The organism is Pseudomonas sp. Irchel 3H7, assembly GCF_900187605.1.
Taxonomy (GTDB): domain Bacteria; phylum Pseudomonadota; class Gammaproteobacteria; order Pseudomonadales; family Pseudomonadaceae; genus Aquipseudomonas.
In genome coordinates, this window is sequence record NZ_FYEA01000005.1 from 360,708 (window position 1) to 382,757 (window position 22,050).

A 22,050-nucleotide genomic window follows, 5' to 3' on the forward strand; every position below is an offset into this window, starting at 1 on the left:
TTAAGCCTGTCTCGCTTGCGGCTTGAGCCGCACGTAAAGGGTTTTACCGACCCGCGCCACCAGATTGCCGGCGCCGTCATGAATGTCGACCTGCAACTGCGGCAGGTACTTTTCGCCATTGGCGGTCTGCCGGCGAACCTCGGCGAGCAAGGTCTCGTCGATCGTGAACCGGGCGAACACCGGGCCTTTGCCCGGCGCAATGAAATCGATGTCGGCAGCCTTGTCCCAGACGATGTACTTCGATCCGAGGTTTTCCATGAGCATCAGCATGAAGAACGGATCGACCATCGAATACAGACTGCCGCCAAACTGCGTGCCGACGTAGTTGCGGTTGTACCAGCCCAGCCCCATCGACACCTGCACGTCGCGAAAATCATCGCTGATGTGCCGAACCCGAACACCGGCGCCTAGATACGGTGGGTAGAACGTCATGATCCAGCGCATCAACCGCGCCTTGCCGAACGAACGGATCAACCAGTTACGCATCCGGACGCGTTCCCAAACCCATGGCCTGACGCGCAAACCAGCGCTTGGCCGGCGGCAACAGATCGAGACCGAGCAAACCGATGTTGCGGCCCAGCGACACCAATGGCTGCGTGCTGCCAAACAGGCGCGTGACCTGATCGGAAAAACCGACGGTGAGGTCCTGATCGAGACGCTGCCGCTCGCGATAAGCCTGCAACGTGGCGAAGTCGCCCAGCGGCTTTTCACTGGACAACAACGCGGCGGCCAAGGCATCGGCATCACGCAGCGAGAGGTTGAAACCCTGCCCGGCTATCGGGTGCAGGCTATGCGCGGCATTACCGAGCACGGCCAGATGCGAACGCACCTGCTCTTCGGCTTCGACCAGCATCAGCGGATACAAATGCCGTGCGCCAACCTGCTTCAAAGTTCCGAGGCGATAACCGAACACACCCTGCAATTCGCTGAGGAAATCGCGCTCGCTCAAATCGGCCAAGCGCTGCGCGTCCATGCCCAGACGCGTCCAGACCAGTGCGCAGCGGTTGTCCGGCAGCGGCAGCAGCGCCATCGGCCCTTCGTCAGTGAAGCGCTCGAAGGCCATGCCGTTGTGCGCTTCGCTCGGGGTGATGTTGGCGATCAGCGCACTCTGGTTGTACGGACGCTTGCGCACGTTGATACCCAACTGCTCGCGCAGACCGGAGCGACCGCCATCGGCGAGCACCGCAAGGTCGCATTCCAGCGTGGTTTCATCGTTGAGGGTCAGGCGATAGCCATCGGGCAGCGGCTCCATGCGCGTGACTTCCGCCGGGCAGCGCCAACTGATCACGTCTTTATCGATGTGCTGCCACAGGCACTGGCCGAGCCAGGCGTTTTCCACCACGTAACCGAGCGCTGGCACGCCCTCTTCCATCGCCGACAAGCGCGCGGTAGAGAAACGGCCACGGTCGGACACGTGAATCTGTTTGATCGGCTCGGCGCGACGGGAGATTTCCTGCCACACGCCCAAGCGTTGATAAATCTGCCGGGAGCCGAAGGACAACGCCGACGAACGTGCGTCGTAGCTCGGCTGCCAGCTGTCGCCGGGAGCGAACGGCTCGATCAGCACGATCTTCCAGCCTCGCGCCTTGGCGCCGGCCTGTAAGGCCAACGCCAGACTGGCGCCGACCAGACCGCCACCGATGATTGCCAGATTGACTCGACTCATGCCGCGTGTGTCCTTGCTTGCGCCATCAGCGCTTCGATGTCGGCGACGGTTTTCGGCACGCCGCTGGTGAGGATTTCACAACCGGTTTTGGTCACCACCACGTCGTCCTCGATGCGCACGCCGATGCCGCGCCATTTCTTCGCAACGTTCTGATTGTCCGGAGCGATGTAGATGCCCGGTTCCACGGTCAGCGCCATGCCGACTTCCAGCACGCGCCATTCGCCGCCGACCTTGTACTCGCCGACGTCGTGTACATCCATGCCCAGCCAGTGACCGGCGCGGTGCATATAGAAAGCTTTGTAGGCTTCACTGGCGATCAATTCATCGACCTCGCCTTGCAGCAATCCGAGCTTCACCAGCCCCGTGGTAATCACTCGAACCGTGGCTTCGTGCGCCTGATTCCAGTGCTTGTTCGGGGCGATTTCAGCGAACGCGGCTTCCTGCGAGGCCAGTACCAATTCGTAGATCGCTTTCTGCTCGGGCGAAAACTTGCCGTTGACCGGCCAGGTGCGGGTGATGTCGCTGGCGTAGCAATCGATCTCGCAGCCAGCGTCGATCAACACCAGATCGCCGTCCTTGAGCACTGCGTCATTCTGCTGGTAATGCAGGATGCAGCTGTTGCGCCCGGCGGCGACGATGGAACCGTACGCGGGCATTTTCGCCCCGCCCTTGCGGAATTCGTAGTCGAGTTCGGCTTCGAGGCTGTACTCGTGGAGCCCGGCCCGACTGGCTTGCATCGCGCGGATGTGGGCTTGCGCCGAGATCCGTGCGGCTTCGCGCATCACCTTCACTTCCGCCGCCGATTTATACAGGCGCATGTCGTGCAGCAGATGATCCAGGGCAACGAATTCGTTCGGCGGCTGGGCGCCAAGATGCGCCTTGGAGCGGATGACGTTGATCCAGTCCATCAAGTGGCGATCGAATTCGGGGTTGCTGCCCATCGCCGAATACACCCGGTCACGGCCTTCGATCAGGCCCGGGAGGATGTCGTCGATGTCGGTGATCGGGAAAGCGTCGTCGGCGCCGAAGTCGCGGATCGCTCCCTCCTGGCCTGCGCGCAAGCCGTCCCACAATTCGCGTTCGGCGTTGCGCTCACGGCAGAACAGCAGGTATTCGCCGTGCTCGCGGCCGGGCATCAAAACGATGACGGCTTGCGGCTCGGGAAACCCGCTGAGGTACTGGAAGTCGCTATCCTGGCGGTAGACGTGCTCGACGTCGCGGTTGCGGATGGCCACCGCGGCGGCGGGCAAAATCGCAATGCTGTTGGGTTCCATCTGCGCCATCAGGGCCTTGCGGCGACGGCTGTATTCCGCTTTCGGGATATGGGTCATGGGCAGATGGCTTTCCCTGGCACGCGATTAATGCAGCGACGGCTTGGCGGCTGGCGGCACGTCGGCTTTCTTGGTTTCCGAGAACAGCAGCAGCGGCGCGACGCGCAGGTACTCCATGACTTCCATGTAGTCGGTCTCGCCGTCTTCGGATTCTTCGAGGGCGTCTTGCACCTGAGAAATGGCGGCCAGATCCTGCAGCACTTCGGTGGCTTCCGTGCTGAGCATGCTGCTGTCGCGGCAGTTCAGGCCGAAACCGCTGAGGAAGCCCTGGCACCATTCGCCCAGTGCAGCGGCGCGGTCGGCCAGTGGCGCATCATCGGTCGGCAGCAGCAGGACGACAGTGACGTCGTCGCCGGTCAGTTCACCTTTGACCATCTCTTGCAGGCCGATCAAGGCGTTACGGACGTTGTCCTGGATATCGCCTTCGAGCAGTTCGGCGGCGTCGATCAACCAGCCTTCGTTATCGAAGCCGGCACCGGCGCAGCTGCGTCCGAGCAGCACGCCGTGCAGTTCGGCAGGCGAGACGTTGTGGCCGCTGGAAGTCAGCAGGGTGGCAAAGGCTTGGTACGGGGAATTCGCAATGGTCATGGGCAGCTAGGCGCCAGACGGCGCTATGTCTAGAATGAAGGCCTTGTATCCTACATCGACAGACTCGCCAAGACTATTAAAGGCTGTCCGCCAGCTACCCCATCAGACAGACTCCGACCCAGTGGACACAATGGAAGACACCGACCTGCAAGCGCTGATGGCCAGACTCGAATTGCTGATTGGCCGAGTCGAGCAACTTAAGAGCCAAAACGCACTCTTACTAGCTCAGGAAAAGACCTGGCGCGAGGAACGCGCTCACCTCATTGAAAAAAACGAAATCGCCCGGCGTAAGGTCGAATCGATGATTTCGCGCCTCAAGGCCCTGGAGCAAGACTCATGAGTTCAAGCAATAGCGTCACCGTGCAGATCCTCGATAAAGAGTATTCGATCATCTGTCCGCAGGAAGAACGCAGCAATCTGGTCAGCGCCGCGCGCTACCTGGATGGCAAGATGCGCGAAATCCGCAGCAGCGGCAAAGTCATCGGCGCCGATCGCATTGCTGTGATGGCCGCGCTGAACATCACCCACGACCTCTTGCACAAAGAAGAGCGCCCGGACATCCAGGCCAGCGGTTCGACCCGTGAACAGGTGCGCGACTTGCTTGATCGTGTCGATCTGGTGCTCGCCGACGATCAGACCACCACCAAGGGCTGATTCGACTGGCCGCTTGCGGTATACTCGCGGCACTCCCTGGGGTGCTTGCCAGTTGACGATGTCCCTGAGCCGATTCGCACTACCCTGGAAGTTGCACGTTGGGCTGGTGTGCATGTCCGCTAGACGGAAAGCCTTAAAGTCTACTGCATCTTCCACCTTGAACTTTCGGGTTCAAGGGCTAAGTTGACAGCGGTTCATCCGGGGAGCCTGATTCGAATCCGATGTCGGTGAAAACCGACATCGGATTTTTTATGCGTACGTTTTTGCACCCATCCTGCCGAAGCCGAACCATGACCGAACCCGCGCTGCTGCCCCGCCCGCAACTCCGCCGCCTGCTGCGCAAGGCGCGCCGTGCGCTGAGCAAGAGCGAACAACGCCAGGCTGCCAAGGGCCTGTACCGGCAATTGGCGCAAGATCCGCACTTTCGCCGGGCCAGACACATCTCTTTGTATTTGCCCACCGACGGTGAAATCGATCCGCGCCTGCTGCTGCGTGAAGCGCAGCGTCGGGGCAAAGCGACCTACCTGCCGGTGCTCAGCGCCTGGCCGCGGACCAAGATGGTTTTCCAGCGCATTCGTCCCGGGGAAAAACTCAAACCCAATCGCTTCCGCATTCTCGAGCCGCGCGCCAATCTGGCGCAGCAACGCAAAGTCTGGGCGCTGGATCTGGTGTTGTTGCCGTTGGTAGGGTTTGACGATGTCGGCGGGCGCCTGGGCATGGGCGGCGGTTTCTATGATCGCAGTCTGGGGTATCTGGCTCGACGCAAAAGCTGGCGCAAGCCGACGTTGCTGGGGCTGGCCCATGAATGTCAGAAGGTCGAGAGGTTGGCGCAGGCGAGTTGGGATGTACCGTTACAGGGCACAGTCAGCGACAAGGCGTGGTATTTCGCAGGATAGGACGCCGCGCAGATCAGCGGCGTCGAAAAAGCCGTTTCAGCGCTTGAAGGCTGTCGACTGTTGAACCTGTTGCGCGACTTCGATCGGCGCATCGGCCTTATTGGCCCACAGGCTCTGCGCGTAACCGGTGGTCACGACGCCCAGGCCGAACAAAATTACCAAAGTCCATAGTAAATCCGGTTTGCGTTTCATCGATTGCCCCCCTCAAGGCACATCATCACGATGACAGCAGCGGTTTCCGTTTGCAGGCCGTGCAGCAGCGTCAAGCTTTAAAGGCCGGCATTTTGCGACAACGTGAACCTGCGCGCAAACGCTGACGTCAACCGACTGTCGGTTTGTCATAAAATTGCCCGACAACCTGCCCAATGACCGTTTCAGGAGCACAAAACCATGGCCTATTGGCTGATGAAGTCCGAGCCCGACGAACTCTCGATCAAAGGTCTGGAAAAACTCGGCAAAGCGCGCTGGGACGGGGTTCGCAACTATCAGGCGCGCAACTTCCTGCGTGCGATGGCGGTGGGCGATGAGTTCTTTTTTTACCATTCCAGTTGCCCGGAGCCGGGAATTGCCGGAATCGGCAAAATAATCGCAGCGGCGTACCCGGATCCCACCGCACTGGAGCCGGAAAGTCATTACTTCGACCCGAAGGCTACAGCGGAGAAAAATGCCTGGAGCGCGATTGACGTTGAACACGTCGAGACGTTTGCGCGGGTGTTGAAGCTGGATTATTTGAAGCAGCAGACCGCGTTGGCCGAGATGCCGTTGGTGCAGAAGGGTTCGCGGTTGTCGGTGATGCCGGTGACGCCAGAGCAGTGGGCGGCGGTGATCACCCTCAAACCCTGATTTATTTGGCGCCTGCCATAATGCAATCGCTGGCAAGCCAGCTCCCACAGGATTTGCGATGGAACACAATATTGTGATCGCCGCAGAACCTTGTGGGAGCTGGCTGCCAGCGATGAGGCCGGCCCGGACAACAGAAGATTTATTGAATGATCAGGTTGTTGAACAACAGATCTTCAACCACCGGCTTGCCGGTCTCGTCATTCATCACTTGCTGGGTCTGTTTCAGCGCTTCCTGACGCAGCTTCTCTTTACCTTCGATGCTGCCCATCGCCTCGGTGGTCTGCTGCGTAAACAACGCCACCAGTTGATTACGGATCAGCGGCTCGTTGGCCTTGACCAGTTTGGTCGCTTCTTCACCAGTCACGCGCAATGCCACATCGGCCTTGTAGACCTTGAGCTTCGGCGTGCCGTCCAGCCCGTAGTTGCCCACAAATGGCGGGCTCAGGGTGATGTAGTTGACCTTCGGCGCCTCGCCTTCTTTGGCTTCTTCGGCCAGCGCTGCCACAGGCAGAGACAGGGCCAGCAACAACATGATCCACGCTTTCACAATTCGCTCCTTATCCGGTTTGCGGCCTAGCATAACGACCCGCCGCGCAAGCACAAGCTTATGGCTGACTATCAGGGCCGGGCATGCTCGTTGACCCGTTGACTGACACACCTACACTTATCGGCCATCACTCCCAAAGGAATAGCCCTGATGAAAGCCGTGCTGTGCAAAGCCTTCGGCCCTGCCGAATCGCTGGTGCTGGAAGACGTCGCCAGTCCCGCCCTGAAGAAGAACGAAATCCTGCTGGACGTGCACGCCGCCGGGGTCAACTTCCCGGACACGCTGATCATCGAGGGCAAATACCAGTTCAAGCCGCCCTTCCCGTTCTCACCGGGCGGAGAAGCCGCAGGCGTGGTCCGCGAAGTCGGGGAAAAGGTCAGCCACCTCAAGGTTGGTGACCGGGTCATGGCGCTGACCGGTTGGGGCAGCTTCGCCGAACAGGTCGCGGTGCCAGGCTATAACGTGCTGCCGATCCCGCCGTCGATGGACTTCAATATCGCTGCCGCCTTCAGCATGACCTACGGCACCTCGATGCATGCGCTCAAGCAACGCGCCAACCTGCAACCGGGCGAAACCCTGCTGGTGCTCGGCGCTTCCGGCGGTGTCGGCCTGGCGGCTGTGGAAATCGGCAAAGCCATGGGCGCGCGGGTCATCGCCGCCGCCAGCAGTGCAGAAAAACTTGCGGTGGCCAAAGCGGCAGGCGCCGATGAGCTGATCAACTACAGCGAAACCAGCCTCAAGGACGAAATCAAACGCCTCACCGACGGCCAGGGCGCCGATGTGATTTACGACCCGGTCGGCGGCGACCTGTTCGACCAGGCCATCCGCGCCATCGCCTGGAATGGCCGCCTGCTGGTGGTCGGCTTCGCCAGCGGGCGCATTCCGGAGTTGCCAGTCAATCTCGCCCTGCTCAAAGGCGCGGCGGTACTCGGCGTGTTCTGGGGCTCCTTCGCCCAGCGCCAGCCGCAAGACAATGCGGCGAACTTCCAGCAATTGTTCGATTGGTTTGCCGAGGGCAAGTTGAAACCGCTGGTGTCGCAGGTCTATCCGCTGAGCAATGCCGCACAGGCGATCAATGACCTTGGCCAGCGCAAGGCTGTAGGCAAGGTTGTGGTGCAGGTTCGCTGAGTGACCTTTCGATAAAGGCCAGAATGTCCGGTTCGGTTGTACTGGCCTTTGCTATCAAAGCAACTCACGAATATCCGCCGGCAACAGGCTCATGAATTTGCGCGCAGGGCTCTCTCGACAAGCCCTGACGATCTTTTCAACCTGCCGATTCATCCTGGCAATCATCGCCAGACGCTGTGCCTCCGGTAGCTGAGTTTTATGGAAGACGTTCGATAGATAGGCGCGGGTTTGTGCGAACACCGTCGAATCGATCCATGAGTACTCTGCAATGTTGGCGAGGTTGTCGTTAACTGCACGGCATCGCAAGGCTTTCAGTTGCTGGTTGACGTGAATGGATTGATCCAGATCGAGCCGAAAGACTATCGGCGCGACGACTTCCTGCTTTTCGGGTTTGTCCTCCTCTACAGCCCAAGGCTTGAAACGCCACTGCACCAGCGCAACTCTGACCGCTTCAGCCAGATCGGGGTGGTCGCTTTTCAGAATGCTGATTTCGCTGACCGAGCCATCCGCCCTGACGATGAAACGAGCCTTAACCTCTCCCGTAATCCCGGCCCTGGACAATGCCAGTGGATAAATTGGTCGGGGGTTGTCTTCGGGAATCAACAGCGCTCCTGCCGCTTGCACGACACCGCCGACCAGCAACAAAAGCAACGCCACAATCCACCGCATGATCCGCCCCCTGAGCACCCGAATGCCGATCCCGGCAACAGCACAAAGGTTACGGAGCTATGACGTTTAACTGAATGGCGCAACTTCTGCTTTGGACGCAGGACGTTTCCCAAGACACGACGGTAAATCGGGCGAGCGCACCACGCGAATGCTCAAAGGTAACTTTTCTGACGGACCCTATACCGTTTCAGCCTGCAATATCGCCTGGCATCAGATGTTCCTGAACCTTCTCGCTACGCGACTTGATCAACTGCCCCTTGTCATCGAAACGCAAAACAATCAGCCAGTCATAAACATCCACCGGCCATTTCGGCTGACCGATCAGTGCCGGGCCGTCTCCGCCGAACGCCGCAATCAGTTTGTTGATGTGGCTGTGGTGCCAGGCGATCAGCACGGTTTTCGCCTGATTATTCTTGCGCAGCGAGCTGACCAGTTTGTCAACGTCGTTATTGGCGTAGGGCTGCTCGATCGGCAGTTGCAGGCGCTGGGACAGTGCAATCAGCGTCTGTCGCGGGCGGATGCTTTCCGGGCTGTCGGCGGTAGCGATCAGACGTTGGGGTGTGAGTGTCTGGTCGTCCAACTGCAACGAGGTGAAATAGTCCGCGTAAGCCGCGGCGCGCTGTTCGCCCCGGGCATTGAGTTCTCGGCCGACATCAGGCTTTTCTGCATGGCGGATGATCAATACGGTGACATTGCGCAGGCCTGGTGCTGCAGAACCTTGGGCGAAGCTCAGTGCCAACACTGAAACAGTCACCGCTGCGACCATCAACAGTCTGGGCAATAGCCTGCGAACTTTCGGGGTCATCGCTTATCTCGAGATATCAGTCGATCTGTAGATCGCGAGTCTAAGTCACAACTTCCCGAGCGCGACAAAAACGCCCTGTTCTTACAGCTGAGCGACAGGTTCGTAAAAGAACATGCGACTTCCAACATTTTCCGCTATTTGCTCGATGCGAACCGGTGCTATTTTCGGTAACGAAACTGTAACATTCGCATCCGCAGTCAAAACAAGAAATCTGGAGCTCTTGAATGTTTGCTTTCTTTCGTCCTGCCGCACATCAGGCTCCATTGCCTGAAGAAAAAATAGACAGCACCTACCGACGCCTGCGCTGGCAGATCTTCGCCGGTATTTTCTTTGGCTACGCGGGTTACTACCTGCTGCGCAAAAACTTTTCCCTGGCCATGCCGTACCTGATCGACGAAGGCTACAGCCGTGGCGATCTGGGTCTGGCCATGTCGGCGATTGCCATCGCTTATGGTTTGTCGAAGTTCCTCATGGGCCTGGTGTCCGACCGCTCCAACCCGCGCTACTTCCTGCCGTTCGGCCTGCTGGTCTCGGCCGGGGTAATGTTCATTTTCGGTTTCGCGCCTTGGGCAACGTCCAGCGTGACCATGATGTTCATTCTGCTGTTCATCAACGGCTGGGCCCAGGGCATGGGCTGGCCGCCAAGTGGCCGGACCATGGTGCACTGGTGGTCGCAGAAGGAGCGTGGCGGCGTGGTGTCCGTATGGAACGTGGCGCATAACGTCGGCGGCGGCCTGATCGGCCCGCTGTTCCTGCTCGGCATGGGCTTGTTCAACGACTGGCATGCAGCGTTCTACGTACCGGCAGCGGTAGCGCTGGGCGTCGCGGTGTTCGCGTTCATCACCATGCGTGACACCCCGCAATCGGTTGGCCTGCCGCCGATCGAGAAGTACAAGAACGATTACCCGGAAGGCTACGACGCCAGCCACGAAGACGAATTCAGCGCGAAAGAGATCTTCGTCAAATACGTGCTGCGCAACAAAATGCTCTGGTACATCGCCATGGCCAACGTCTTCGTCTATCTACTGCGCTACGGCGTACTGGACTGGGCACCGACGTACCTGAAGGAAGCCAAGGGTTTCACCGTGGATAAAACCTCGTGGGCCTATTTCTTCTACGAATGGGCGGGTATCCCGGGCACGCTGCTGTGCGGCTGGATGTCGGACAAGATCTTCCGTGGCAACCGTGGCTTGACCGGCATGGTGTTCATGGCACTGGTGACCGTGGCAACGCTGGTCTATTGGCTGAACCCGGCCGGCAACCCGACCGTCGACATGATCGCGCTGTTCTCGATCGGCTTCCTGATCTACGGCCCGGTGATGCTGATCGGCCTGCAAGCGCTGGAGCTGGCACCGAAGAAAGCCGCTGGCACCGCTGCGGGTTTCACTGGCCTGTTCGGTTATCTGGGTGGCTCGGTCGCGGCCAGTGCGGCGATGGGCTACACCGTGGACCATTTCGGCTGGGACGGTGGTTTTGTCCTGCTGGTGGGCGCTTGCCTGCTGTCGATGGCCTTCCTGGCCCCGACGCTGTGGCACAAGCAAGTCGCCAGTCAGAGCCGTGAAGCAGTCGCTTGATCGACCTGTGACTGACAGCGCTTGAGCCGCGCCTCCAGATTGCGATCTGGCATGGCGTGGCTGCGCAGGGCGTGCGCGGTCTGCTCGACATAATCGCGAGTAGTGCCGTAACGCCCGCTGGCGCTTTCGAACACCTGGCTCAGCACGTGATCCGGCAAGTTGCCGGCATAGCTGGGCAGGTGTCGCTCCAACACAAATCCCAAGGCCTGAACCTGACTGCCATCTTCAAGACGGCAGTTGAGCCAGTGTGGCCGATAGGACGGCACCGGCATCTCGCGTTTCCACAGCGCATAGAGTGCGGTATCGAGATTGTCTTCCGGCAAGCGGTAGGCAAAGCCACTGCACGAACCGCCACGATCCAGACCAAACACCAGACCAGGCATTTCCGGCGTACCGCGGTGCTCGTGCGACCACAGGTACAGGCCGCGATGGTAGCCATGCACACGTCCGCGCACCCGCTCCACCGCCGAACACTCCGGCCGCCAGATCAGCGAACCATAGGCGAACAGCCACACCGGCCCGCCCTTGTGGCGCGCCATGGTCGATTGCATGGAAGCGAGAAGTTGTTCGTGCGTCAGCTGCGGCCCAAGATCGAGCCGCGGAGGGTAATTCAAATTCAGAAAAGCGTTTTCAATGGCGCTCATGGCGAATAGCGTTCAGCTCCCCGCGGGTGAAGAATTACTTAATAGAACGCACCGCTGTAACAATAAGGCACATATGTTTTAAGGCAATTTGAGTGCCATGGCACAGTTCTTAATTGATTGCCTGATTGATATATAACCTAGCGGTATTTATGCAATTACATAAATACCGATCGGCTATATAGGGAGTTATAACGGATTCAGCACGAGGCTCAAGAGCGCGGCTCAAGAGCGCGGGGCGTAAGCGAACACATCGGCACGCATTTGATGGGCATCCATCCCGGCTTCGACCAAGGCGTCGAGGGTGCCGTAGACCATGGCCGGCGAGCCGCTGGCGTAGACGTGCAGCGGTTTCAGGTCAGGGAAGTCTTCACAGACTGCCTCGTGCAGCATGCCGCAGCGCCCTTCCCAGCCGCATTGATCACTGACGACTTTGTGCAGGAACAGGTTAGGCAACTTCAGCCATTCGTCCCAATGTTCGATCTCATAAAAATCTTCTGGGCGGCGCACGCCCCAGTACAGATGCACCGGGTGTTTGAAGCCGTTGGCGCGGCAATGCTCGATCAGCGCATGAATCTGGCCCATGCCGGTGCCGGCGGCGACCAGCACCAACGGCCCGTCGGGCAGCTCGGCCAGATGCGTATCGCCAAACGGCAGCTCGACACGCACCATGGCGTTGCGTTGCAGCTGTTCGATCAGGCTCAGTGCACTGGCTTCGCGCGCCAGCACGTGGATTTCCAGATCACGCCCGCCATGCGGTGCCGAGGCCATGGAGAACGCCGACTTCTCGCCGTTCTCGCGCTCGATCATCAAGTATTGCCCGGCGTGATAACGCGGTGGCTTGCCCGCCGGCGCACGCAGACGCACGCGCCAAGTGTCGCCGCCCACATCGCGGCATTCGATGACCTGACACGACAGGCTGCGCACCGGCAGTTCTCCCAGCGCGAGCACGCCATCCCACAGCAGGATGCAGTCTTCCAGCGGCTCGGCTATGCAAGTGTAGAACTCGCCGTGGTCGTGCACCTTGCCGTCCTGCGCAACGCGGCCTTCAACCAGCAGCGCCGCACACACATGACAATTGCCGTTGCGGCAGCTTTGCGGGCATTCGTAGCCCAGGCGCCGCGCACCATCGAGAATCCGCTCGCCGGGCTGTATCTCAAGCACTGCTCCGGAGGGCTGCAAGGTTACACGCATCAATCTATTCCTAACTGATTCCAGATGGCATCGATCCGTTGGGTGACGGCGTCGTCCTTGACGATCACGCGGCCCCACTCGCGAGTGGTTTCGCCCGGCCACTTGTGGGTGGCATCGAGGCCCATTTTCGAGCCCAGGCCGGAGATCGGCGAGGCGAAATCGAGGTAGTCGATCGGCGTGTTATCGATCATCACCGTGTCGCGCTTGGGATCCATGCGCGTGGTGATGGCCCAGATCACGTCGTTCCAGTCGCGGGCATTGATATCGTCGTCGGTGACGATAACGAACTTGGTGTACATGAACTGTCGCAAAAACGACCAGACACCGAGCATCACGCGCTTGGCATGCCCCGGATACGACTTCTTCATGGTCACGATGGCAATGCGGTAAGAGCAGCCTTCGGGCGGCAGGTAGAAGTCGGTGATCTCCGGGAACTGCTTTTGCAGGATCGGCACGAACACTTCGTTCAGCGCCACGCCGAGGATTGCCGGCTCATCCGGCGGACGGCCGGTGTAGGTGCTGTGGTAGATCGGTTTGATCCGGTGGGTGATGCGCTCGACGGTGAACACCGGGAAGCTGTCGACTTCGTTGTAGTAACCGGTGTGGTCGCCGTACGGGCCTTCATCGGCCATTTCGCCCGGATGGATCACGCCTTCGAGGATGATTTCGGCGGTGGCCGGCACTTGCAGGTCGTTGCCACGGCACTTGACCAGTTCGGTACGGTTACCGCGCAAGAGCCCTGCGAAAGCGTATTCGGAAAGACTGTCCGGCACCGGCGTCACGGCGCCGAGAATGGTCGCCGGATCCGCGCCAAGGGCCACCGACACCGGGAACGGCTGACCCGGATGCTTCTCGCACCACTCGCGGAAGTCGAGGGCGCCGCCACGGTGGCTGAGCCAGCGCATGATCACCTTGTTGCGGCCGATCACTTGCTGACGGTAGATACCGAGGTTCTGGCGGTCCTTGTTCGGGCCTTTGGTGACGGTCAGGCCCCAGGTGATCAGCGGGCCGACGTCGCCGGGCCAGCAGGTCTGCACCGGCAGCATCGCCAGATCGACATCGTCGCCTTCAATGACCACTTCCTGGCACACCGCGTCTTTGACGACTTTCGGTGCCATCGAGATGATCTTGCGGAAGATCGGCAGTTTCGACCACGCGTCTTTCAAGCCCTTCGGCGGTTCCGGCTCCTTGAGGAAGGCCAGCAGCTTGCCGATTTCGCGCAGCTCGCTGACCGACTCGGCGCCCATGCCCATCGCCACCCGCTCAGGGGTGCCGAACAGGTTGCCGAGCACCGGGATGTCGTAGCCGGTGGGTTTCTCGAACAGCAGCGCCGGGCCCTTGGCCCGTAGCGTGCGGTCGCACACCTCGGTCATCTCCAGCACCGGCGAGACGGGAATCTGGATGCGTTTCAACTCTCCGCGCTGCTCAAGCTGCTGCACGAAATCCCGAAGATCCTTGAATTTCATTGACGATGGCACCCTCAAAATAGGCGTACATCCTACCTGCTCTGACGGGCAAACAGCAGCCCGTCAGTGCCCGTGATCGCTCAATTCTGACTGGCACCCAGCAGGATCGGTGCAAACAACGGGCTCAATCGGGCACTGCCGACGTCGGAAAGGTGGTCGGCATCCTTGTACTGCGAGTGGCCGTCGACATCGATGGCGCAGAGCCCTTCCTTGCACATCAGCGGCGTCGGATCGATGACGTGCACACCGGAATCGGCGGCGCTCATCGAGCCGAACAGGTCAGTGAAAAACTGCTGGCGTGCCAGATGCTCACTGAGCGGACGACCAAGGCCTTCTGCTGAACGGCCGATCCGGGCCAGGCTGGTCAGGCGGTCGATATAGCTCTTGTGCTGCAGCGGCACTTCCTTGAACAGCCAGACTTGCACGCCGGCTTCGCGCAACTCGGCCACACGCGCCTTGATGGCGTTGGCCATACGCTGCTCTGACTGACGCGGGTTGTCCTTGCGATCAAGCAGGAATTGCCGATCCCCATCGCCGTCTTCGCGACCATATACGTACAGGCTCCAATTCGCCGCCAGCACCACGTCCTTGATCCCCAGACTCGTGACGCGGTCCATGTTGCGCTGGTTGAAGTCCTTGCACTGCGGGCGCAGGCTGTCATCGATGATCGGCGGGCAACCCGTCAGGCTGTACAACCACACTGGCTGCACCATGCGACTGGCATTGCCTTCGATGGCGGGCAACAACGCTGCGGCGTGACTGTCGCCCCAGAACATTTTTGTCGCCGCAATATTTTCCTCACCGCCCACCAGACAGGACTTGGTCAGCGCCTTGTCGGTGCTCAAGTGCATGCACTTCGACTGCCCTGCGTTCCATTCGCGTGATTGCGCATATTCCAGCGCCTTGCCGCTCAGGCGCTGCGGAATACCATCTGCCGAGCGGATTACCGAGCCGGTAATCGCCAGCACGGTAATCGACACCAAGCCACCGACCAACACCGAGTTACGGCTGGCAAACACGCGCTTTTCACGGAAGGGCAGTTCGATATAGCGCAGGCTCAGCCACGCCAACACCAACGCCAGGGCGATCCAGCCGATGGCTTCGAGCGGCTGGATACCATCGATGGAAATCGCGTTGGCATACACATAGACCGGCCAATGCCACAGGTAAAACGAGTAGGACAGCAAGCCGATCCAGACCAGAGCCCGGACACTCAATAACCGGCCAGCCCATGTCTCCCCCTGGGCGCCCGACCAGATCAACGCCGTCGTGCCCAATACCGGCAACAGCGCCGCCCAACCCGGGAACACTGTGGTTTTGTCGAAGGTAAACACCGCCACCAGCACCGCCGCCAGCCCGGCCAGGCCAACGGACTGCCGCAGCCATGGCCGCGCAACATGCTTGGGCACGGGCATTACCGCCAACATCGCACCGCAGAGCAATTCCCAGGCGCGGGTCGGCAGGGCGAAAAAGGCAAACTCCGGCCGGCGTTCGATATAGATGATGTTCAAGCCGAACGACACCAGCAGCACGGCAAACAGCATCCAGCGCCAATGACGGACGTAGCGCATCAGCAAGACCATCATCAACGGGAAGAAGATGTAGTACTGCTCTTCCACCGCCAGCGACCAGGTATGCAGCAACGGCTTGAGTTCCGACGCCGGCGCAAAGTAGCCGTCTTCACGCATGAACAGAATGTTGGAAATGAACAGCGACTGGTAACGAATCGTCCGCCCGAGTTCAGCCAGGTCTTTGGCTGTCAGCAACAGCCAGCCTAAAGCCAGCGTCACGATAACCACGACGGTCAATGCCGGCAGGATGCGCCGGGCGCGACGGCCCCAGAAGTCGAGAAAACTGAAACGCTGGGCGCTGATTTCGCGGAACAGGATCGAGGTGATCAGGAAGCCGGAAATGACGAAGAACACATCAACGCCGACAAAACCGCCGCTGAATGTAGTGAATCCGAAATGAAACAGTACGACGGGAATAACCGCCAGTGCCCGTAATCCGTCGATATCACGGCGATTGCCAAACGTGTGCATGAAAAAACCTTACCTGTTCTGGATACAAAATCCCTTGAAGGCGCGAAGTTATCAGCCGCGCAAACTTCAATCCAGATACAAATAATTCAAGGCAAAAAAAAGCGCCCTTTCGGACGCTTTTTTCAAACGGCTTGCGTATTACTTGCGCTTCATCGACAAGAAGAACTCGTCGTTGGTCTTGGTCGTCTTCAGCTTGTCGACCAGGAACTCGATGGCAGCCACTTCGTCCATCGGGTGCAGCAGCTTGCGCAGGATCCACATACGCTGCAGTTCGTCGTCGGCAGTCAGCAACTCTTCGCGGCGGGTGCCGGAGCGGTTGATGTTGATGGCCGGGAACACACGCTTCTCGGCGATCTTGCGATCCAGAGGCAGTTCCATGTTGCCGGTACCCTTGAACTCTTCGTAGATCACTTCGTCCATCTTCGAGCCGGTTTCAACCAGCGCGGTGGCGATAATGGTCAGCGAGCCGCCTTCTTCGATGTTACGCGCAGCACCGAAGAAGCGTTTCGGCTTCTCGAGGGCGTGGGCATCGACACCACCGGTCAAAACCTTGCCGGAGCTCGGGATCACGGTGTTGTAGGCACGGGCCAGACGGGTGATGGAGTCGAGCAGGATCACCACGTCTTTCTTGTGCTCGACCAGGCGCTTGGCCTTCTCGATCACCATTTCAGCGACCTGCACGTGACGGGTCGGCGGCTCATCGAAGGTCGAGGCAACCACTTCGCCGCGCACGGTGCGCTGCATTTCGGTTACTTCTTCCGGACGCTCGTCGATCAGCAGCACGATCAGGTGAACTTCAGGGTTGTTACGGGCGATGTTCGCTGCGATGTTTTGCAGCATGATCGTTTTACCGGCTTTCGGCGGTGCAACGATCAGACCACGCTGGCCTTTGCCGATCGGGGCGCACAGGTCGATTACACGACCGGTCAAGTCTTCGGTGGAACCGTTACCGGCTTCCATCTTCATGCGCACGGTCGGGAACAGCGGGGTCAGGTTCTCGAAGAGAATCTTGTTTTTCGCGTTCTCGGGACGATCGAAGTTGATCGTGTCGACCTTGAGCAGGGCGAAATACCGCTCGCCTTCCTTCGGAGGGCGGATCTTGCCAACGATGGTGTCACCGGTGCGCAAGTTGAAACGGCGGATCTGGCTTGGCGAGACGTAGATATCGTCCGGGCCGGCCAGGTAGGAAGCGTCAGCGGAGCGCAGGAAGCCGAAGCCGTCCTGGAGAATCTCCAGCACGCCATCACCGGAGATTTCCTCGCCGCTTTTCGCGTGCTTTTTCAGCAGGGAGAAAATCACGTCCTGCTTGCGCGAACGGGCCATATTTTCTATGCCCATCTGTTCGGCCAATTCGAGCAGTTCGGTAATCGGCTTTTGCTTGAGTTCAGTCAGATTCATATAGGAATGACGTAATCATTTATGGAGGGGGGGAAATTAAGCTTTTGGCTTAATGAGGCCGCGCCGCGGAGAAGGCGACAGGATCGCGAACTAATTCGAAAAGGAGTGCGTCGGCGACGGCTAGCAGGGGGCAATGGAGAAACCAGTGCGGGGCCGAATGTACCACCTGAGTTTCGGAGCGTCTAGCCCTGAATACGCAAAAAGCCCCGCTATTTTGCGGGGCTTTTTTTCAGGCACTTTACAGCGACGCTTAGATGTTGGCGTCGAGGAAAGCCGCCAGTTGCGACTTCGACAGGGCGCCGACTTTGGTCGCTTCAACGTTGCCGTTCTTGAACAGCATCAGCGTCGGGATACCACGCACGCCGTGCTTGGCCGGGGTTTCCTGGTTTTCGTCGATGTTCAGTTTGGCAACGGTCAGCTTGCCTTTGTAAGTCTCGGCAATCTCGTCCAGAACCGGAGCGATCATTTTGCAAGGACCGCACCATTCAGCCCAGTAATCGACCAGGACAGCGCCTTCGGCCTTGAGTACGTCGGCTTCGAAGCTAGCGTCGCTAACGTGTTTGATAAGATCGCTGCTCATGGAATTCTCCAGGTTGTAAGCAAAAAAACGTGGCCCATCATAGCCGCCCTTCCCCTGTTCAGGAAGCCGCAGTTGATTGAGTCTTGCTATGGCACTCGATGAGTTTGGGTATAGCTCAAGTCACGCCGTGGCGGGGGCAATGAAGGAAATTCCGGTGCGCAGGGCCGCGTTGCGCACATGTTCCTGCATGGCTTTTTGCGCAGCGCCGGACGCCCGACGTGCGAGGGCGCGCAGGATCTTGCGGTGCTCCTGCCAGGTTTCCATCGCACGTTCGGCGCGGATGAACGGTAGTTTCTGGCTCTCCAGGAACATCTCGGCGCTGGCGGTGAGGATGCTCAACATCGCCTGATTGCCGCTGGCCAGCAGGATGCGGCGGTGGAATTCGAAGTCGAGTTTCGCCGCAGCCTCAAAGTCGCCAGCCTTCAATTGCTCGCGCATGGCCGCGACATTGTCTTCCAGCGCATCCAGATCGAAAGTACTCAACGTCACCGCTGCCAGCCCGGCGGCAAACCCTTCGAGCGCATAGCGCAATTGAAAGATATCCAGCGGCGACGCTTGCGCCGCAAATGACCACCCCGGCGCGCTATCGCCGCGCGACAATTCCACTGGCGACTGCACGAACACGCCTTTGCCCGGCTGAATACTGACCACACCCAACGCACTCAGCGAGGACAACGCCTCACGCAACGACGCCCGGCTGACGCCCAGTTGCAGCGCCAGGTCCCGCTGCGAAGGCAAAGCATCACCCGCACCGAAACCCTGTTCGGTGATCAGTTTGCGGATCGCTTGCAGCGCCACTTCGGGTACCGCACGGGAAATCGAATTCATGGTTTTTCGGACGCGCCAGGCCAATGTGCGGCTAGTTGTAAAGCTATTCGGCGAGTCCGGCAAGTCGTGCCCCAGCGGGGTTCGGTGAACCACGCCGGTGCGCCATGGCAGTGCGAAAAACAACCTGACTGTTCAGACCAGTAAGACCGAACAAACCCGCTAAAACCATGGCCTGCCGGGGCGAAAACCGCGTATTGGCACGGCCCGTGCTCTGTCCGAACGCAGAAATCACTTCTCGCCGATCCGGAGATTGTCCATGACCAAGCGTTACAGCGCCCTCCTCGCCGCCCTGTTTTCCTCTCTGTTGCTCAGCCAGGCTCCCGCCCACGCCGACGGTCTCGACGACGTGGTCAAACGCGGCACGCTGAAAGTCGCCGTACCGCAGGACTTCCCGCCGTTCGGCTCGGTCGGCCCGGACATGAAGCCGCGCGGCCTGGACATCGACACCGCAAAACTGCTGGCCGACCAGCTCAAGGTCAAACTCGAACTGACCCCGGTCAACAGCACCAACCGCATCCCGTTCCTGACCACCGGCAAGGTCGACCTGGTGATCTCCAGCCTGGGCAAGAACCCGGAGCGTGAGAAAGTCATCGACTTCTCCCGCGCCTACGCCCCCTTCTACCTCGCCGTGTTCGGCCCGCCAGACGCGGCGATCGCCAGCCTCGACGACCTCAAGGGCAAAACCATCAGCGTTACCCGTGGCGCCATCGAAGACATCGAGTTGACCAAAGTCGCTCCGGAAGGCGTCACCATCAAGCGCTTCGAAGACAACAACTCGACCATCGCCGCCTACCTCGCCGGGCAAGTCGACCTGATCGCCAGCGGCAACGTGGTGATGGTCGCGATCAGTGAAAAGAACCCGAAGCGTGTGCCGGCGCTGAAAGTGAAGCTCAAGGATTCGCCGGTCTACGTCGGCGTGAACAAGAACGAAGCGGCGCTGCTGGCCAAGGTCAACGACATCCTGACCACCGCCAAGGCTGACGGCGCCCTGGAAAAGAACTCGCAGACCTGGCTGAAAGAGCCGCTGCCGGCCGATCTCTGATCGACTGCGCGGGAGACCTTCATGGCTTATCAGTTCGATTTCATGCCGGTGGTGGAAAACACCGACCTGTTGCTGCGCGGGGCGCTGTTCACCCTTGAGCTGACGGCCATCGGTGCGTTGCTCGGGGTCGGCGTCGGGATTGTCGGGGCGCTGGTGCGGGCGTGGAACATCCGCCCGTTCTCGGCGATCTTCGGCGTCTACGTCGAGTTGATCCGCAACACGCCGTTTCTGGTGCAGTTGTTCTTTATCTTCTTCGGCCTGCCGTCGCTGGGCGTGCAGATTTCCGAGTGGCAAGCGGCGGTGCTGGCGATGGTGATCAACCTCGGAGCCTATTCGACGGAAATTATCCGCGCCGGCATTCAGGCGATTCCGCGCGGGCAACTGGAAGCCGCTGCGGCGCTGGCGATGACGCGCTTCGAGGCATTCCGCCACGTGGTCCTGCTGCCGGCGCTGGGCAAGGTCTGGCCGGCGCTGAGTAGCCAGATCATCATCGTCATGCTCGGCTCGGCGGTGTGTTCGCAGATCGCCACCGAAGAGCTGAGCTTTGCCGCTAACTTCATTCAGTCGCGCAACTTCCGCGCCTTTGAAACCTATGCGCTGACCACGCTGATCTACCTGTGCATGGCGCTGCTGATTCGCCAACTGCTGAACTGGATCGGCCGGCGCTACATCAGCAGGAGCCGCGCATGAGCGATTTCACTTTCTGGGACATCCTGCGCAACCTGCTCGTCGGCCTGCAATGGACGCTGGCGTTGTCGCTGGTGGCGTTTATTGGCGGCGGGATCGTCGGGTTGCTGATCCTGATCATGCGCATCTCGAAAAACTCTGTGTCGAGCAGCATTGCCCGCACCTGGATCGAACTGTTCCAGGGCACGCCGCTGTTGATGCAGCTGTTTCTGGTGTTCTTCGGTGTCGCCTTGGCGGGGATCGAAATCTCGCCGTGGATGGCCGCGGCGATTGCCCTGACCTTGTTCACCAGCGCCTATCTGGCAGAGATCTGGCGCGGCTGCGTCGAGTCGATCTCCAATGGCCAGTGGGAAGCCTCGGCGAGTCTGGCGCTCAATCCGCTGGAGCAACTGCGCTACGTGATCCTGCCGCAAGCGCTACGCATTGCCGTGGCGCCGACCGTGGGTTTCTCGGTGCAAGTGGTCAAAGGCACTGCCGTGACCTCGATTATCGGCTTCACCGAATTGACCAAGACCGGCGGCATGCTCGCCAACGCCACATTCGAACCGTTCATGGTCTACGGCCTCGTCGCCCTCGGTTACTTCCTGCTCTGCTACCCGTTGTCCCTCAGTGCGCGCTACCTGGAAAGGAGACTGCATGCCTCTGCTTAGAATTTCCGCCCTGCATAAATACTACGGCGATCACCACGTACTCAAAGGTATCGACCTCAGCGTCGAGGAAGGCCAGGTGGTGGCGATCATCGGCCGCAGCGGCTCGGGCAAATCCACCCTGCTGCGCACCCTCAATGGCCTGGAGTCGATCAACGACGGCGTGATCGAAGTCGACGGCGAATACCTCGACGCTGCCCGCGCCGATTTGCGCAGCTTGCGGCAGAAGGTCGGCATGGTCTTTCAGCAGTTCAACCTGTTCCCGCACCTGACCGTGGGCGAAAACGTCATGCTCGCGCCCCAAGTGGTGCAGAAAGTGCCGAAGGCCAAGGCTGCGGAACTGGCGCGCGAGATGCTCGAACGGGTTGGTCTCGGGGAAAAATTCGATGCCTTCCCGGATCGCTTGTCCGGCGGCCAGCAACAGCGCGTGGCGATTGCCCGGGCGTTGGCGATGTCGCCGAAAGTGTTGCTCTGTGATGAGATCACCTCGGCGCTCGATCCGGAACTGGTCAACGAAGTCCTCAGCGTCGTGCGGCAATTAGCCAAGGAAGGCATGACGCTGATCATGGTCACCCACGAAATGCGCTTTGCCCGCGAGGTCGGCGACAAACTGGTGTTCATGCACCACGGCAAGGTGCATGAGGTGGGGGATCCGAAGGTGCTGTTTGCCAATCCGCAGACGGCGGAGCTGGCGAACTTTATTGGCACAGTTGAAGCAACAGCCTGAATCCGCCTCATCCTGATCGTTCCCACGCTCCGCGTGGGAATGCAGCCAAGGACGCAGAGCGTCCCAAAAGCGGACGCAGAGCGTCCAGTGAGGCATT

At 59.8% G+C, this 22,050-nt stretch carries 25 protein-coding genes and 1 other RNA gene; 11 read left to right on the forward strand and 15 right to left on the reverse strand.

Annotation, left to right across the window (positions count from 1 at the left end; genetic code table 11):
* The 4 genes from CKW38_RS12070 to CKW38_RS12085 are packed head-to-tail and all read right to left on the reverse strand — an operon-like array spanning position 1 to position 3,585.
* Positions 1-486, reverse strand: a complete 486-nt coding sequence (locus CKW38_RS12070) for a DUF4442 domain-containing protein (RefSeq protein WP_007911204.1) — start codon at positions 484-486, stop codon at positions 1-3.
* Positions 479-1,666 carry a 2-octaprenyl-6-methoxyphenyl hydroxylase gene (ubiH, locus tag CKW38_RS12075; RefSeq protein ID WP_095112840.1) on the reverse strand — a complete coding sequence of 396 codons (1,188 nt, stop codon included), beginning with the start codon at positions 1,664-1,666 and terminating at the stop codon, positions 479-481. Before ubiH ends, CKW38_RS12070 begins: the two co-directional genes overlap by 8 nt.
* The gene (pepP, locus tag CKW38_RS12080; protein WP_095112841.1) at positions 1,663-2,997 is read right to left on the reverse strand and encodes a Xaa-Pro aminopeptidase; all 1,335 of its coding nucleotides are present in this window, start codon (positions 2,995-2,997) and stop codon (positions 1,663-1,665) included. Before pepP ends, ubiH begins: the two co-directional genes overlap by 4 nt.
* A 27-nt stretch (positions 2,998-3,024) precedes the next feature.
* Positions 3,025-3,585, reverse strand: a complete 561-nt coding sequence (locus tag CKW38_RS12085) for a YecA family protein (protein WP_007911199.1) — start codon at positions 3,583-3,585, stop codon at positions 3,025-3,027.
* A gap of 130 nt (positions 3,586-3,715) precedes the next feature.
* Between CKW38_RS12085 and CKW38_RS12090 the strand changes: the two genes are divergently transcribed.
* The 4 genes from CKW38_RS12090 to CKW38_RS12105 all read left to right on the forward strand — a co-directional run bounded on the left by CKW38_RS12090 (position 3,716) and on the right by CKW38_RS12105 (position 5,135).
* Entirely contained in the window at positions 3,716-3,925 is a 210-nt protein-coding gene (locus tag CKW38_RS12090) for a TIGR02449 family protein (protein WP_007911197.1), read from the forward strand.
* On the forward strand, positions 3,922-4,239 hold the full coding sequence (locus tag CKW38_RS12095) for a cell division protein ZapA (RefSeq protein ID WP_007911195.1): 318 nt from the start codon (positions 3,922-3,924) through the stop codon (positions 4,237-4,239). The genes CKW38_RS12090 and CKW38_RS12095 overlap by 4 nt, the downstream gene beginning before the upstream one ends.
* Positions 4,240-4,269: 30 nt before the next feature.
* A non-coding RNA gene (gene ssrS / locus CKW38_RS12100) (6S RNA) lies at positions 4,270-4,448 on the forward strand.
* An 81-nt stretch (positions 4,449-4,529) separates the two neighbouring features.
* A complete protein-coding gene (locus tag CKW38_RS12105) occupies positions 4,530-5,135 on the forward strand; it encodes a 5-formyltetrahydrofolate cyclo-ligase (protein WP_095112863.1) in 606 nt (201 codons plus the stop codon).
* Between the two features lie 36 nt (positions 5,136-5,171).
* On the opposite strand, the gene CKW38_RS30180 is transcribed toward CKW38_RS12105, so the two are convergent.
* Positions 5,172-5,327 (reverse strand): hypothetical protein, encoded by a 156-nt coding sequence (locus CKW38_RS30180; RefSeq protein WP_007911192.1) that lies wholly within the window; start codon positions 5,325-5,327, stop codon positions 5,172-5,174.
* Between the two features lie 198 nt (positions 5,328-5,525).
* On the opposite strand from CKW38_RS30180, the gene CKW38_RS12115 reads away from it, so the two are divergent.
* The gene (locus tag CKW38_RS12115; RefSeq protein WP_095112842.1) at positions 5,526-5,978 is read left to right on the forward strand and encodes an EVE domain-containing protein; all 453 of its coding nucleotides are present in this window, start codon (positions 5,526-5,528) and stop codon (positions 5,976-5,978) included.
* Positions 5,979-6,117: 139 nt separating this feature from the next.
* On the opposite strand, the gene CKW38_RS12120 is transcribed toward CKW38_RS12115, so the two are convergent.
* Positions 6,118-6,525, reverse strand: a complete 408-nt coding sequence (locus tag CKW38_RS12120) for a flagellar basal body-associated protein FliL (RefSeq protein WP_027610485.1) — start codon at positions 6,523-6,525, stop codon at positions 6,118-6,120.
* 150 nt (positions 6,526-6,675) lie between these two features.
* Here CKW38_RS12120 and CKW38_RS12125 point away from each other — a divergent pair, with 150 nt between their 5' ends.
* Entirely contained in the window at positions 6,676-7,653 is a 978-nt protein-coding gene (locus tag CKW38_RS12125; RefSeq protein WP_095112843.1) for an NADPH:quinone oxidoreductase family protein, read from the forward strand.
* 54 nt (positions 7,654-7,707) lie between these two features.
* On the opposite strand, the gene CKW38_RS12130 is transcribed toward CKW38_RS12125, so the two are convergent.
* Positions 7,708-8,322 carry an energy transducer TonB gene (locus tag CKW38_RS12130; RefSeq protein ID WP_007911182.1) on the reverse strand — a complete coding sequence of 205 codons (615 nt, stop codon included), beginning with the start codon at positions 8,320-8,322 and terminating at the stop codon, positions 7,708-7,710.
* A 187-nt stretch (positions 8,323-8,509) separates the two neighbouring features.
* The gene (locus CKW38_RS12135) at positions 8,510-9,127 is read right to left on the reverse strand and encodes a flagellar basal body-associated protein FliL (protein WP_095112844.1); all 618 of its coding nucleotides are present in this window, start codon (positions 9,125-9,127) and stop codon (positions 8,510-8,512) included.
* A gap of 224 nt (positions 9,128-9,351) precedes the next feature.
* Between CKW38_RS12135 and glpT the strand changes: the two genes are divergently transcribed.
* Complete coding sequence (gene glpT, locus CKW38_RS12140) at positions 9,352-10,701, forward strand: glycerol-3-phosphate transporter (protein ID WP_007911178.1); 1,350 nt, start codon at positions 9,352-9,354, stop codon at positions 10,699-10,701.
* Here glpT and CKW38_RS12145 read toward each other — a convergent pair.
* From CKW38_RS12145 to CKW38_RS12175, 7 genes are all read right to left on the reverse strand, one after another.
* Positions 10,677-11,345 carry a gamma-glutamylcyclotransferase gene (locus CKW38_RS12145; RefSeq protein WP_095112845.1) on the reverse strand — a complete coding sequence of 223 codons (669 nt, stop codon included), beginning with the start codon at positions 11,343-11,345 and terminating at the stop codon, positions 10,677-10,679. The genes glpT and CKW38_RS12145 overlap by 25 nt on opposite strands.
* A gap of 222 nt (positions 11,346-11,567) precedes the next feature.
* The gene (locus CKW38_RS12150) at positions 11,568-12,536 is read right to left on the reverse strand and encodes a CDP-6-deoxy-delta-3,4-glucoseen reductase (protein ID WP_016985911.1); all 969 of its coding nucleotides are present in this window, start codon (positions 12,534-12,536) and stop codon (positions 11,568-11,570) included.
* Positions 12,536-14,002, reverse strand: coding sequence for a 4-hydroxy-3-polyprenylbenzoate decarboxylase (gene ubiD, locus CKW38_RS12155; RefSeq protein ID WP_095112846.1), 1,467 nt, complete (start codon positions 14,000-14,002; stop codon positions 12,536-12,538). Before ubiD ends, CKW38_RS12150 begins: the two co-directional genes overlap by 1 nt.
* Before the next feature lie 80 nt (positions 14,003-14,082).
* Positions 14,083-16,044 (reverse strand): acyltransferase family protein, encoded by a 1,962-nt coding sequence (locus tag CKW38_RS12160; RefSeq protein ID WP_007911171.1) that lies wholly within the window; start codon positions 16,042-16,044, stop codon positions 14,083-14,085.
* Between the two features lie 138 nt (positions 16,045-16,182).
* Positions 16,183-17,442, reverse strand: a complete 1,260-nt coding sequence (rho, locus tag CKW38_RS12165) for a transcription termination factor Rho (protein WP_003229334.1) — start codon at positions 17,440-17,442, stop codon at positions 16,183-16,185.
* Between the two features lie 250 nt (positions 17,443-17,692).
* Positions 17,693-18,022: a thioredoxin TrxA gene (gene trxA / locus CKW38_RS12170; protein WP_003206727.1), complete on the reverse strand. Its 330-nt coding sequence runs from the start codon at positions 18,020-18,022 to the stop codon at positions 17,693-17,695.
* Between the two features lie 120 nt (positions 18,023-18,142).
* Entirely contained in the window at positions 18,143-18,850 is a 708-nt protein-coding gene (locus tag CKW38_RS12175; RefSeq protein WP_007911167.1) for a FadR/GntR family transcriptional regulator, read from the reverse strand.
* Between the two features lie 256 nt (positions 18,851-19,106).
* Here CKW38_RS12175 and CKW38_RS12180 point away from each other — a divergent pair, with 256 nt between their 5' ends.
* From CKW38_RS12180 to CKW38_RS12195, 4 genes are read left to right on the forward strand one after another with little or no spacing between them, the layout of a single operon-like run.
* Complete coding sequence (locus CKW38_RS12180) at positions 19,107-19,892, forward strand: transporter substrate-binding domain-containing protein (RefSeq protein ID WP_007911166.1); 786 nt, start codon at positions 19,107-19,109, stop codon at positions 19,890-19,892.
* Between the two features lie 21 nt (positions 19,893-19,913).
* Entirely contained in the window at positions 19,914-20,582 is a 669-nt protein-coding gene (locus tag CKW38_RS12185) for an amino acid ABC transporter permease (RefSeq protein WP_007911165.1), read from the forward strand.
* Entirely contained in the window at positions 20,579-21,229 is a 651-nt protein-coding gene (locus CKW38_RS12190; protein ID WP_007911158.1) for an amino acid ABC transporter permease, read from the forward strand. Before CKW38_RS12185 ends, CKW38_RS12190 begins: the two co-directional genes overlap by 4 nt.
* Positions 21,216-21,953, forward strand: coding sequence for an amino acid ABC transporter ATP-binding protein (locus tag CKW38_RS12195; protein WP_007911148.1), 738 nt, complete (start codon positions 21,216-21,218; stop codon positions 21,951-21,953). The genes CKW38_RS12190 and CKW38_RS12195 overlap by 14 nt, the downstream gene beginning before the upstream one ends.
* The last annotated feature ends 97 nt before the right edge of the window (positions 21,954-22,050 follow it).